At 29.5% G+C, this 12,501-nt stretch carries 13 protein-coding genes; 12 read left to right on the forward strand and 1 reads right to left on the reverse strand.

The features are described 5' to 3' along the window. The first annotated feature begins 1 nt into the window (after position 1). From KGF46_RS04115 to glyS, 9 genes are all read left to right on the forward strand, one after another. A complete protein-coding gene (locus KGF46_RS04115; protein ID WP_227828220.1) occupies positions 2-721 on the forward strand; it encodes a diacylglycerol kinase in 720 nt (239 codons plus the stop codon). A 118-nt stretch (positions 722-839) separates the two neighbouring features. Continuing rightward, entirely contained in the window at positions 840-1,241 is a 402-nt protein-coding gene (locus KGF46_RS04120; protein WP_227432595.1) for a cytidine deaminase, read from the forward strand. 64 nt (positions 1,242-1,305) lie between these two features. After that, positions 1,306-2,199, forward strand: coding sequence for a GTPase Era (era, locus tag KGF46_RS04125; RefSeq protein WP_227828221.1), 894 nt, complete (start codon positions 1,306-1,308; stop codon positions 2,197-2,199). 11 nt (positions 2,200-2,210) lie between these two features. Further along, complete coding sequence (gene mgtE / locus KGF46_RS04130) at positions 2,211-3,590, forward strand: magnesium transporter (RefSeq protein ID WP_227842148.1); 1,380 nt, start codon at positions 2,211-2,213, stop codon at positions 3,588-3,590. 72 nt (positions 3,591-3,662) lie between these two features. Beyond that, positions 3,663-3,818 (forward strand): YqzL family protein, encoded by a 156-nt coding sequence (locus KGF46_RS04135; protein WP_227828222.1) that lies wholly within the window; start codon positions 3,663-3,665, stop codon positions 3,816-3,818. Next, the gene (gene recO, locus KGF46_RS04140) at positions 3,784-4,557 is read left to right on the forward strand and encodes a DNA repair protein RecO (RefSeq protein ID WP_227840734.1); all 774 of its coding nucleotides are present in this window, start codon (positions 3,784-3,786) and stop codon (positions 4,555-4,557) included. The genes KGF46_RS04135 and recO overlap by 35 nt, the downstream gene beginning before the upstream one ends. After that, positions 4,550-5,149, forward strand: coding sequence for a DUF4342 domain-containing protein (locus tag KGF46_RS04145; RefSeq protein WP_227842150.1), 600 nt, complete (start codon positions 4,550-4,552; stop codon positions 5,147-5,149). The genes recO and KGF46_RS04145 overlap by 8 nt, the downstream gene beginning before the upstream one ends. Before the next feature lie 159 nt (positions 5,150-5,308). Beyond that, complete coding sequence (gene glyQ, locus KGF46_RS04150; RefSeq protein ID WP_227432601.1) at positions 5,309-6,187, forward strand: glycine--tRNA ligase subunit alpha; 879 nt, start codon at positions 5,309-5,311, stop codon at positions 6,185-6,187. After that, positions 6,187-8,253, forward strand: coding sequence for a glycine--tRNA ligase subunit beta (gene glyS / locus KGF46_RS04155; RefSeq protein ID WP_227861806.1), 2,067 nt, complete (start codon positions 6,187-6,189; stop codon positions 8,251-8,253). The genes glyQ and glyS overlap by 1 nt, the downstream gene beginning before the upstream one ends. 58 nt (positions 8,254-8,311) lie before the next feature. Here the strand turns inward: glyS and KGF46_RS04160 are convergent, their stop codons facing one another. Next, the gene (locus KGF46_RS04160) at positions 8,312-9,859 is read right to left on the reverse strand and encodes a nitrite/sulfite reductase (RefSeq protein WP_227856275.1); all 1,548 of its coding nucleotides are present in this window, start codon (positions 9,857-9,859) and stop codon (positions 8,312-8,314) included. A 277-nt stretch (positions 9,860-10,136) separates the two neighbouring features. Between KGF46_RS04160 and KGF46_RS04165 the strand changes: the two genes are divergently transcribed. From KGF46_RS04165 to vorB, 3 genes are all read left to right on the forward strand, one after another. Continuing rightward, the gene (locus KGF46_RS04165; RefSeq protein ID WP_227828226.1) at positions 10,137-10,904 is read left to right on the forward strand and encodes an IclR family transcriptional regulator; all 768 of its coding nucleotides are present in this window, start codon (positions 10,137-10,139) and stop codon (positions 10,902-10,904) included. Between the two features lie 291 nt (positions 10,905-11,195). Next, positions 11,196-11,393, forward strand: coding sequence for a 4Fe-4S dicluster domain-containing protein (locus KGF46_RS04170; RefSeq protein WP_227432605.1), 198 nt, complete (start codon positions 11,196-11,198; stop codon positions 11,391-11,393). 29 nt (positions 11,394-11,422) lie between these two features. After that, on the forward strand, positions 11,423-12,499 hold the full coding sequence (gene vorB / locus KGF46_RS04175) for a 3-methyl-2-oxobutanoate dehydrogenase subunit VorB (protein WP_227828227.1): 1,077 nt from the start codon (positions 11,423-11,425) through the stop codon (positions 12,497-12,499). The last annotated feature ends 2 nt before the right edge of the window (positions 12,500-12,501 follow it).

Below are 12,501 nucleotides of genomic sequence, written 5' to 3' on the forward strand. Positions count from 1 at the left end.
TATGAAAACAGGAAAAACTCGTCAAGGTATAATTAAAGCTTTTAACGCAGCTATAGAAGGAATATTATATACATTTAAATTTGAAAGGAATATGAAAATACATTACTTAGGTTCAGTTGCTGTGCTTATAATAAGTTTATTTTTTAACTTTTCAAAATTGGAAATGATAATGTTACTTATGTCTATCTGTTTAGTTGTAGTTGCTGAGATGTTTAATACAGCTATAGAAAAAGCAGTAGACTTGGTAACTGATGAATATCATGTACTTGCAAAAATAGCAAAAGATGTTGCAGCAGGTGGTGTACTAGTAGCAGCATTAAACTCAGTGGTGGTTGGATATATTTTATTTTATGATAAATTGACAGATATATCTGGGATTCTAATTTATAAGATAAGAGAATCAGAACTGCATATAACCTTGATATGTATATTATTGGTTCTTATAGCTGTAGTAGTAGTAAAAGCATTGACTTCAACAGGGACACCTTTAAAAGGAGGTATGCCAAGTGGTCATGCTGCTTTAGCATTTGCTATAGCAACTGCAATTACGCTTATGACAGAAAGAGTAGTTGCATCTACTCTTGCATATATAATGGCTGTATTGGTTGCTCAAAGTAGGATTGAGGGAAAAATACATACATTCTGGGAAACTATAGCAGGAGCTTTGTTAGGCGTGTTAATAGCAATATTAGTATTTCAGCTTGGAATGTTTTATAATTAAAATGAATGTACATAAAATATTTAAAATGAAACAAATCTGTGATAATTAAATTTTTATGATATAATGTAGAGTATTAAATAAAAAGAAATTCTAATAAGTGTATACAGGAGGAGATGTTGTGGACAACATAGAATTGTTAAAGTTGGCAGAAGATGCTAGACAACATTCTTATGCTCCTTACTCAAGTTTTAGAGTGGGTGCAGCTCTTTTAACTAAGAGTGGAAAAGTTTATACTGGATGTAATATAGAATGTGCATCATTAGGTGGAACAAATTGCGCAGAAAGAACAGCTATTTTTAAGGCTATATCAGAAGGTGACAAAGATATATATAAAATAGCTATAGCAAGTGATAACTCAGAAAATAATGAGCAAACATATCCTTGTGGAATATGTAGACAAGTAATTATAGAGTTTGGTTCTGATATAAAAATAATAACAGGATATACTAAAGGAGAGGTGTTTGAGCATGATATAAAAGATTTGCTACCAAACTATTTCTCTGGAAATGATTTAAAATAAATTAAAAAATTAAAATGAATTTAAAGTAGTTAAATACAAGAAGGTAAAAGTTAGGAGACAGTTAATGTTCAAATCAGGATTTGTCAGTATAGTAGGTAGACCAAATGTAGGGAAATCTACTTTAATGAATAATGTAGTAGGGGAAAAGATAGCTATAATGAGTGATAAACCTCAGACTACAAGAAATACAATACAAGCAGTCTATACAGATGAAGAAACTCAAATAGTATTTTTAGATACACCAGGTATTCACAAACCTAAAAATAAATTAGGTGAATTTATGGTAAAGGCAGCAACAGAAGCTTTTAAAAATGTAGACTTAATATTATTTGTAGTTGATGACTCTAAAAAAATAGGTCCTGGAGACAGAAAAATAATAGAGGATTTAAAATCTGTTAAGACACCAATAATTCTAGTTGTAAATAAAATAGACCAACTAGGCCAAAAAGATGAATTGTTTGATATAATAAAAATGTATGATAGAGAAGGTATTTTCAAAGAGATAGTACCAATATCAGCATTAAAAGGGCAAAATACAGATACTTTAATAAAAGTTATACAAAATTACTTAGAAGAAGGACCAAAGTATTTTCCAGATTATATGATTACAGACCAACCAGAGAGAGTATTAATAGCAGAACTTATAAGAGAAAAAGTTCTTCATTATCTTAATGATGAAATACCTCATGGTGTAGCTGTTGAAATTGAAAAAATGAAAGCAAGAAATGATAAAGAAATAGTAGATGTATCTGCTGTAATATATTGTGAAAGAGATTCACATAAGGGAATAATAATAGGAAAGAATGGTAGGAAGCTAAAAGGAATAGGTAAATCAGCAAGACAAGATATAGAATTACTTTTAGGTTCACAAATAAATCTCCAATTATGGGTTAAGGTTAAAGAAAATTGGAGAAATTTACAAAATTATATAAATAATTTTGGATATAATGATAAATAAAGGTGGGTTATATGGATAGGAAACTGGATGCTTCCCAAGATTTATTATATGAAGTAAAATCATTAATTGATAATAATAAAGTATTGGAGTTAAGAGAATTAATAGAGGAATATCATATAATTGATATATTCGATATAATGGAAAATTTAGAGGAAGACATGAAAATTCAACTGTTTGAAGTACTTCCTCTGGATATGGCATCTTCTATATTAGAAGAAGGTAGTGTAGAGTTTTTTATTAGTATTTTATCTAAGTTAGATGTAGAACACGCAAAAAACATACTTGAACTTATGTCTCTTGGAGATATGGCAGACAAACTTAGTGAGCTTGAAGAAGAAGAAAGAGAACATATAATAAATCTTTTAAATCAAGAAAACGCTGACTATGTAAAAGAATTATTATTCTATGATGAAGACTCTGCAGGTGGAACGATGACCACTGGATATATTTCTATAAATAAAGATATGACAGCTCTTGAGGCAATAGAACATATGAGAGAAGAAGCTGATGAAGCTGAGACTATTTATTATATATATGTAGTTGATGATGAAGAAAAGCTAGTTGGAGTATTATCGTTAAGAGAGTTAATAATAGCGAGAGATGCAAATATAGTAGAAGACTTAATGAGTGAAAATATAATCTCTGTTTATGTAGATGAAGATAGAGAAGAAGCAGTTAGGTTAGTATCGAAATACAATTTAATAGCAATTCCAGTAGTAGATAGACAAGAAAAGCTAAAAGGGATAATAACAGTAGATGATATAATAGATGTTATGGAAGAAGAAGCAACTGAAGATATGTATAAATTTGCAGGAAGTTCAGAGCATGAAAGAGAAGTGGCTGAAAAGGACAATCCTACATTAAAAGAGCAGACAATATCAGCTCTTAGAGGTAGACTGCCATGGTTAATTATTACATTAATTGGAGGTCTATTAGCTTCTTTAATACTTTCTAATTTAGATTATATAATGAATCCTATATATGCTCCGTTGGTATTTTTTATACCTGTAGTAATAGGTATGGGTGGTAATATTGGAACACAATCATCATCTGTTACAGTAATAACATTGTCTAACAAAGATTTGAATTTTAGCAATGTAGTAAGAGAAGGTATTGTAGGAATTATTACAGGCCTTTTGTGTAGTATAATAACAGGTATTGTAATTTACTTTGTCATGAAAAAATTAGATATTGTATTAATTGTTTCAATATCATTATTTATAAATATGGTTTTGGGTGCAACGATAGGTGCATTTATGCCTGTTTTATTAAAAAAGATGGATGCAGATCCATCTACAGTTTCATCACCAATTATATCTACAGCGCTTGATATAACTGGTATAGCAGTTTATTTTATAATAACGACAGCATTATTGTCAAAAATTGTTTAATAACTTTATGTATGATTTATCCTCTTCTTACTAAAAATATAAGTATAAATGTAAGAAGGGGGTTTTTTAAAAATGAACAATATCAGTTGGGAAGTTTTTAAAAAAACAGGTAGTGTAGATGCATATCTATATTTCTGTGATTGCAAAAACCTAAGTGAAGAAGTCGAAGAAGTAAGGGAGAAAAAAGAAGACGATGATAATCCTGAACACCCAGGGGATAGTACTTAAAGCTATAAGGTACAAGGAAAGTGATATAATACTTACTCTGTTTACGAGAAAGCTTGGAAAAGTATCTGCAATAGCAAAAGGAGCCAAAAAAAATAAGAGCTCTTTACTTTCATCATCACAGTTATTTTCTTATAGCAATTTTACTTTAAAAAAACAAGGAAATATGTACAAGGTTACCCAAAGTGAAATCATAAAAAGTTTTTATAATATATCCTACGATATAGAGGCATTTTCTTATGCTACATATATTACAAAATTAGTTGAAAATTCTATACTTGAAAATCAAACTAATAATAGGTTATTTATATTACTTGCACAGACGCTGTATTTATATACACAAGAGAATACAGATAATAGATTTGTAACAGCTGCATTTGAGTTAAAGTTCTTGGACTATATAGGATTTAAACCGATAGTAAATAAATGTATTAATTGCGGAAGTAAAATTTTGCAAAATTCTATGTTTAATATTTATGAAGGTGGTATACTATGTAGTAAGTGTAATACACTTTTTGATAATAATATAAAATTGGATTTAACAACTGTTAGTCTAATGGAATATGTATTAAGGAATGATATTTTAACATGTAGCAAAGCTAAAGTATCAAAATATATAACACATGAACTCGAAAATATACTAGAAAAATATTTGAAGGTTTATGTTGATAATATTAATCTAAAATCATTACACGTATTGCAAAGTGTAAAAAATAATAAGGGAGTGGATAATAATGAGTAGTAATATAACTATTGAAATGGTTGATTCAGTCTTTGAAAGAGTTCCAGGAGCAACTTATGCAGAAGCAAAAGAAGCATTAGTGGAATGTAATGGAGATGTAATTGAGGCAGTAATATATTTAGAAAATAAAAAGAATACTTGTAATTGTAAAGCTAAATCTGCTAAAGAAACTATGGAAGAAGTATTTGGTAAAGATGGAGAAAATATAAAATATCAATTAAAAGAACTTCTTAAAAAAAGTAGTGTTGTAAGAGTAATAGTTGAAAAAGATGGAAAAACTATGATGAATATTCCTTTAACAGTAGGAGTTGTTGGATTAGCTTTTGTACCATTAGCTACTCTAGTTGGTTTATCAGCAGCTGTTATAAGTAAATATCGTATAAAAGTTCAAAATGAAGAAGATGGTGAAGTTGTAGACTTAGGTGAATTAAATGAAGAAAAACTTCATGCTTTGAAGAATATGATAACTAATGCAGCTAAAGATGTAAAAGATGTAGTAGTTGATAAAAAAGAAGATGATAAAGACGTAACTGCTGATCTTATGAAAGAAGAATCTGAAAAGAATAATGAAAACGAAGACGAAAATAAATAGATATAAAGTGACTTTTAAAAAATGAAAAGAAGATAATTATAAGAATTATCACTAACATTGACAAATTTTATAGAATTTGATATTCTAAAAGTTGTAGAAGAACTATTAAAATAGCCTTTCGTGTAGACGAGAGGCTTTATTGTTATAGGAGGGATTTTTATGAATTTTCAAGAAATGATACTGGCATTGCAAAAATACTGGTCAAAGCAAGGTTGTATCATGATGCAACCTTACGATGTTGAAAAAGGTGCTGGAACTATGAATCCTAATACTTTTTTAAGATCATTAGGACCTGAGCCTTGGCAAGTATGCTATGTAGAGCCTTCAAGAAGACCAGCAGATGGAAGATATGGTGAAAACCCAAACAGATTATATCAACATCATCAATTCCAAGTTATACTAAAGCCATCTCCAGATAATATACAAGAATTGTATTTAGAGAGCTTAAAAGAAATTGGAATTGACCCAAGTGAACATGATATAAGATTTGTTGAAGACAACTGGGAAGCTGCTACAGTTGGTGCTTGGGGACTTGGATGGGAAGTTTGGTTAGATGGTATGGAAATAACTCAATTTACATACTTCCAACAAGTAGGTAATATTGAATGTGAGCTTGAGACAGGAGAAATTACATATGGATTAGAAAGATTAGCTATGTACATTCAAGAAGTTGATAGTGTTTATGATTTAAAATGGAATGATAAAATAACTTATGGCGAAGTGTTTAATAAAGCTGAGTATGAAAACTCAGTGTATGCGTTTGAATTATGTGATGCAGATATGTTGTTTAATCTGTTTGATATATATGAAAAAGAAGCATTAAGACTTATGGAAAGCGGTCTTGTAATACCTTCATATGATTATGTATTAAAATGTTCTCATGCATTTAATACATTGGATGCAAGAGGAGCAATAGGTGTTAGTCAAAGAGCTTCATTTATAGGTAGAGTTAGAAATATGGCAAAAACTGTTGCAGAAACTTTTGTAAAACAAAGAGAAGAAATGGGATTCCCTCTTTTAAAGGACGGTGACAAATAATGAAAAATTATCTTTTATTTGAAATCGGTGTTGAAGAAATGCCATCAAGATTTATGGGTAGTACACTAGAACAATTAAAAAACAATCTTAATAAATTATTTGAGGAAAATAGAATATCTTTTAATAAAATAGATGCCTATGGAACACCAAGAAGATTGACTTTAGTAGTTGAAGGCTTAAGTGATAAGCAAAGTGATTTAGAAGAAGAAATAAAAGGTCCTGCCAAGAAGATTGCTGTTGATGCAGAAAATAATTTCACAAAACCAGCTTTAGGATTTATAAAAAGTAAAGGATTAAGAGAATCTGACATATATTTTAAACAAGTTGGAAAAGATGAATATATTTTTGCTACTATAAAGCAAGCAGGGAAAGACACTTCAGAAGTGTTAAAAGAGATATTACCAGAAACTATAAAATCTGTAGTATTCCCAAAAGCTATGCGTTGGGGAGGAAAAAACCTAAAATTTGCAAGACCTATAAGATGGATAGTTACATTGTTAAATGATAAGGTATTAGAATTTGATTTAGAAGGAATAATATCTTCTAATGTAACAAAAGGACATAGATTCTTAGGGGAAAGTACAATAGAAGTTAATTCTATAGAAGAATATTTTGAAAAATTAGAGAAAAATTATATAGTTTTAGAACAAAATAAGAGAAAAGAAATTATAAGAAAACAATGTATAGAAGTAGCCAACTCTTTAGGTGGCGAAGTTGAGTTTGATGAAGATTTACTTGAAGAGGTAACTTACTTAGTTGAATATCCAACTGCTTTTTATGGCGAATTTAATACAGACTATATAAAACTACCAAAAGAAGTTATTATAACTCCTATGAAACAACATCAAAGATATTTCCCAGTACTTAAAGAAGGAAAACTGTTACCTAACTTTATAGCTGTTAGAAATGGAGACTCTTACAGAATAGATAATGTTAAAGCTGGAAATGAAAAAGTTTTAGAAGCAAGACTTGCTGATGCTTTATTTTTCTATAGAGAAGATACTAAGAGAAACTTGGAAAGCTACATAGAAAAATTAAAAACTGTTGTTTTCCAAGTAAAATTGGGTACTATTTATGACAAAACTTTAAGACTTGAGAAACTAAGTGCTGATATACTTGATAGTTTAGGATTAGCAGATGAAAAGGCAGACACTATAAGAGCTGCTAAATTATCTAAAGCAGATTTAGTTACTGGAATGGTAGGAGAGTTTGACGAATTACAAGGTTTTATGGGAAAAGAATACGCGAAGGTTGGAAGAGAAAATGATGTTGTAAGTGAGGCTATTTTTGAACATTATTTACCAAGATTTGCAGGAGATATTCTTCCTAAAACTAATGCAGGAGTAGCTTTATCAATAGCTGATAAATTAGATTCAATAGCAGGATTTTTTGCCATAGGAATACAACCAACAGGTTCTCAAGACCCATATGCTTTAAGAAGACAAGCTTTAGGTATACTTAGTATACTTATGGATAGAAAAGTAGCTGTAGACTTAAAAGTACTTATTGAACATGCTTTAGATAATTATTCTGAGTTAGATTTTAATAAAGAGGAAGTTGTTGAGCAAATAATGAACTTCTTTAATGAAAGAGTAAAAAATCTATTTAAAGATTTAGGGATAAGATATGATGTTGTTGATGCTGTTTTAAGCTCTGATATAAATGATATTTCTGATATGCATATGAGAGCTTTAGAGCTTAATAATTGGCTAGAAAAAGATGAATTAGTGGAAATGCTTACTGCATTTAATAGGGTTTCTACTTTGGCTCAAAAAGCAGAATGTGATAGAATTGATGAAAATCTATTAAAAGAAGATGCTGAAATTAAGCTCTATAATGAATTTAAGCAAGTAAAAGTAAGAGTAAAAGAATTATTAAAAGACAAGAAATACGGTACTGCTTTAGATGAGTTTGCATCTTTAAGACCTGTAGTTGATAACCTATTTGATTCAGTTATGGTTATGGATAATGATGAATCTATTAAAAATAACAGACTTGGTTTACTTAAACAAATATATGATACTATGCTAGAAATTTGCGATTTATCTAAAATAGTTTATAAATAAAATACAATTGATTATAAAAAATGAGATAGCGATAAGCTATCTCATTTTTTTAATCAATTTATATTTTATATTTATCAGTTATGTTATTTAATAAATCATCATTTAAATTTATCCATTCATAAAAATTTCCTGATGAAACCTCAACTATTTCATAAAGCATCTTTGGAAGGTCACTAGCTTTAAAATCTCCTAGAGATTTTCCTAGTTTAGTCTTACCTATTTCAAAACTACCTCCAACAAATAATTCAAATGCATCAGTAGATACACCATTGACATTCTTCTTTTTACCACATAATCCTATACTACCAATTTGGTGAACACCACATGAATTTAGACATCCTGAAATATATAATTTAGGAGCTTTGTTTAAAATTTCTTCATTGTTTTGTAATCTAAAATAATCTATTATCTCATGCAACATTTTTTGGCTATTTTGTATACCCATCTGACAAATAGGAACACCTATGCAGGAGATACTCTGTTCTAATTGAGAGTTGCAACTAATAGTCTTGCTTATTTCTAATATTCTTTTTGCTTCATTTCCATCTAAATTTAAGATGTACAATCCTTCTGTCATACCTAATCTAATCATAGGATTTTTAATATTATCTAACTCTTGAAGTAAAATTTTTAAATCTTTAGTCAATAATAGACCTCCTATTGGATGTATATATACAGTGTATAAGCCAGATTGTTTTTGATGGATTAATCTAGAGTCATGTAAATCTATCTTAATTCCAGGCTTAGAATAATCAATTTGTTCAACATTAAGTTCAAGATTACCTTTTTCTTTTTCTAATTTATAGTATTCTTTAAATTTTTCTAAAAACATCTCCTCTCCAAGAGTTTCAACCATATATCTAACTCTAGCTTTGTTTTTATTTTCATAATTACCATAAGCCATAAAGAATTTAATCATTCCTTCTACACAATATAATGCATCTTTAGGTTTTATAACTTCATCAAGTTCTAAAGCAACTTTAGGTTGTTTACCTAAACCTCCGCCTAAGAAAACTCTAAAATATGGTTCGCCATTTTTTAGAGTAGCTACAAATCCTAAGTCCTGTATACTACAATGGGCAGCATCTGTATAACAACTAGAATAAGAAACTTTTAGTTTCCTAGGCAAGTGATATGTAGTAGCATTTTTGATAAAATATTTATCAGTAGCAACTGCATAAGGAGTAACATCAAAAGCTTCGTCAGGGTCAACTCCTGATAATGGAGATAAACCTATATTTCTAGGATAGTTACCACCACCGCCTCTAGTGAAGATATCATTTTTTATTCCCTCTTCCATAACATCAACTATAGAGTCTATAGACAAGTCATGTAATTGTATAGCTTGTCTAGTTGTTAAATGTATCTTATCTAGCTTATGTTTGGTAGCCATTTGGTAAATTTTTTCAAGTTGAGATTTCGACAATACTCCAGCAGATACTCGAAGTCTTATCATAAATGATTTTTTGTCTCTTTGAGCATAAACTCCATATCCACCAGAAAATCCTTTGTATTGCATTTTATTTATTTCTCCATTCAATAATTTTAAAGAATATTCTTTAAAATTATGTAGTTCATTTAACAATGTCTCTTTTAAATTATCCATTATTTCACCTCATTATTAGACTTGTATAAAAATAAATATACTGTATAATTATATATATATTATTATCTAGATATGGTAAAAATATAACAGTAGAATACTATCAAAAGTCAAAATAAGGAAGATATACTGAGTATGACTCTTTATTTTGTTAAATAAGTATAATATTTTTGTTTTATAAAATATAATTAAGATAAATAGATAATTTTGTGATTTTAATATATAATATTTAGTATAGTGTTGAATAAACGCTTAATATTCGCAGGAGGAGTATTTGTATATGGGAGAAATAATAAATGCATTAGATAGAGCCCTAGACATAATTTTGCTATTATATCATGAAAAGAGAGAGATGGGAATAACTGAAATAAGTAAGGTTATGGGAGTATATAAGAGTACTGTACATAGAACTTTAGTAACTCTTGAAAACAAAGGTTTTGTTATACAAAACACTGAAAATGGTAAGTATTGGTTGGGAATAAATTTATATGCAATAGGTATGGTTGTGGGAGAACAAATGTCTTTGACTGAAATAGTAAAACCATATACGAAAAAATTAAATCAAGAATTTAACGAAGTGGTGAATGTGTCTATACTAGAAGAAAGAGCTCAAGATTCTCCAAGAAGTATCATAATACATAAAGAATATGGTTCAAATCAATTACTCTCAGTAAATCCGTCAGTTGGCTCCAGTAGTGAATGTTATTGTTCAGCAGTTGGAAAATGTCTTATGGCATTTAATGATTCTATAGATTTTGAAAAGTACAGAAAAACTCCAATACACAAATATACAGAGCATACAATTGATAATTGGGATGATATGATGATTTTTTTGGCAAAAATAAAAGAGCAAGGATATGCTCTAGATGACCAAGAACTAGAACATGGTTTAACTTGTATTGGAGCACCTATTTTGGATAAAAATAATAGAGCTATAGCAGCAATAAGTCTATCAGGTCCTACTATAAGAATGCAAGAAGGAGACCTTGAATATAAGATTAAAAGAGTTATAGAAACTGCAAAGAGTATATCTGAACTTTTTAGATAATTTTAAAAAATAAATTTGAATAATAAAAAGGGACTAAATTTAAATTGTTATTTGTAAATGCCAGTTTAGATAGGGTCTCTTTTTTATTGAATATAAAAATTAAATATTTTTAAAATTGAAAAAATTATTGAAATATATAAGCGAATGTGATATCTTTTAATTAAGCAATACAAAACAGAACAGTGTTCTAAAGAATAGAACAACAATGAAATATATATAATAAACCCACATAAATATTATATATTTAAAATTAAGTAAAAAAATTACTACATAAAAGGGGAGATTTGAAAAATGGAAAAAGTCAAGTTGAGTGTTGAAAGATGTAAGGGGTGTTATCTTTGTATTGAAGCTTGCAAAAAAGAAGCAATAAGTCTTTCTGATTACACAAATAAAAAAGGCTTTGTAACAGTCAAAGTCGATGAAGAAAAGTGTGTTCAATGTGGCGCTTGTTATACAATGTGTCCTGATTTAGTATTTGAGATATTATAAATAACTTTTTATTGGAAGGGAGAAAACGTATGCAAAGTTTATTAATTAAGGGAAATGAAGCCTTAGCAGAAGGAGCTATACGTGGTGGATGTAGATTTTATGCAGGTTATCCAATAACACCACAATCAGAAATATTAGAAATGATGGCTTGGAGACAAAAAGAGGTTGGAGGAGTATTTATTCAAGGTGAATCTGAAATAGCCAGCGTAAATATGGTTATGGGGGCAAGTGCACTTGGAGCAAGAGCTATGACGTCTTCATCTGGACCTGGATTTTCATTAAAACAAGAAGGAATTGCATATTGGGTATCAGCTGGTTTACCAGCAGTTGTAGCATGTGTACAAAGATATGGTATAGGAGATGGATTTATAGGAGCTGGTCAAGATAATTACTGGCAAGCTGTAAAAGGTGGAGGAAATGGAGATTATCATTTAATTGTATTGGCACCTAATAGTGTTCAAGAAAATATGGATATGGCATATGAGTCTTTTGAATTAGCTGAAAAATATATGCATCCAGTACTTATACTTTCTGATGCTACAATAGGTCAAATGGTAGAACCTTGTATGGCACCACCAATGAAAGAATATGATAAGGATAAAGCTCCATGGGCAGCAAAAGGAACTCCTGTTGGAGAAAAAAATAAAGTAATAACTGATATAACATATTTTGAAGACCAAGATACATGGCAAAAAGGTTATATAGAAAAAATGAGAAAAGTTCAAGAAAATGAACAAAGATGGGAAGAAATAGAGATAGAAGATGCAGATGTGGTATTTGTTGCATATGGAATTTCTTCAAGAATAGCAGAAGGTGCAGTTAGAGATGCAAGAGCAAGAGGTATAAAACTTGGATTAATAAGACCCAAAACATTGTGGCCTTACCCAAGAAAAGCTTTCAAAAAATTAAAAGATTCATTAAAAGGGCTTGTAACAGTTGAAATGAACATGATGGCACAAATGAAGGAAGATGTCATTATAGCATGTAATAATAGATTCCCAGTATATTCAGTAGCAACAGCTCAATATATGGCAGAAGTAAATCAATTAATAGATTTTGCTCAAGAGATTATAGATGGAAAAGCTAAGCAAGAGGAGGTATTTTAATT

Source organism: Clostridioides sp. ZZV14-6153 (assembly GCF_020657855.1).
GTDB lineage: Bacteria > Bacillota > Clostridia > Peptostreptococcales > Peptostreptococcaceae > Clostridioides.

Coding starts and splice junctions, on each gene's coding strand:
- KGF46_RS04115 (WP_227828220.1), top strand. CDS start 2: ATGAAAACAGGAAAAACTCGTCAAGGTATAATTAAAGCTTTTAACGCA.
- era (WP_227828221.1), top strand. CDS start 1,306: ATGTTCAAATCAGGATTTGTCAGTATAGTAGGTAGACCAAATGTAGGG.
- mgtE (WP_227842148.1), top strand. CDS start 2,211: ATGGATAGGAAACTGGATGCTTCCCAAGATTTATTATATGAAGTAAAA.
- KGF46_RS04135 (WP_227828222.1), top strand. CDS start 3,663: ATGAACAATATCAGTTGGGAAGTTTTTAAAAAAACAGGTAGTGTAGAT.
- recO (WP_227840734.1), top strand. CDS start 3,784: ATGATAATCCTGAACACCCAGGGGATAGTACTTAAAGCTATAAGGTAC.
- KGF46_RS04145 (WP_227842150.1), top strand. CDS start 4,550: ATGAGTAGTAATATAACTATTGAAATGGTTGATTCAGTCTTTGAAAGA.
- glyQ (WP_227432601.1), top strand. CDS start 5,309: ATGAATTTTCAAGAAATGATACTGGCATTGCAAAAATACTGGTCAAAG.
- glyS (WP_227861806.1), top strand. CDS start 6,187: ATGAAAAATTATCTTTTATTTGAAATCGGTGTTGAAGAAATGCCATCA.
- KGF46_RS04160 (WP_227856275.1), bottom strand. CDS start 9,859: ATGGATAATTTAAAAGAGACATTGTTAAATGAACTACATAATTTTAAA.
- KGF46_RS04165 (WP_227828226.1), top strand. CDS start 10,137: ATGGGAGAAATAATAAATGCATTAGATAGAGCCCTAGACATAATTTTG.
- KGF46_RS04170 (WP_227432605.1), top strand. CDS start 11,196: ATGGAAAAAGTCAAGTTGAGTGTTGAAAGATGTAAGGGGTGTTATCTT.
- vorB (WP_227828227.1), top strand. CDS start 11,423: ATGCAAAGTTTATTAATTAAGGGAAATGAAGCCTTAGCAGAAGGAGCT.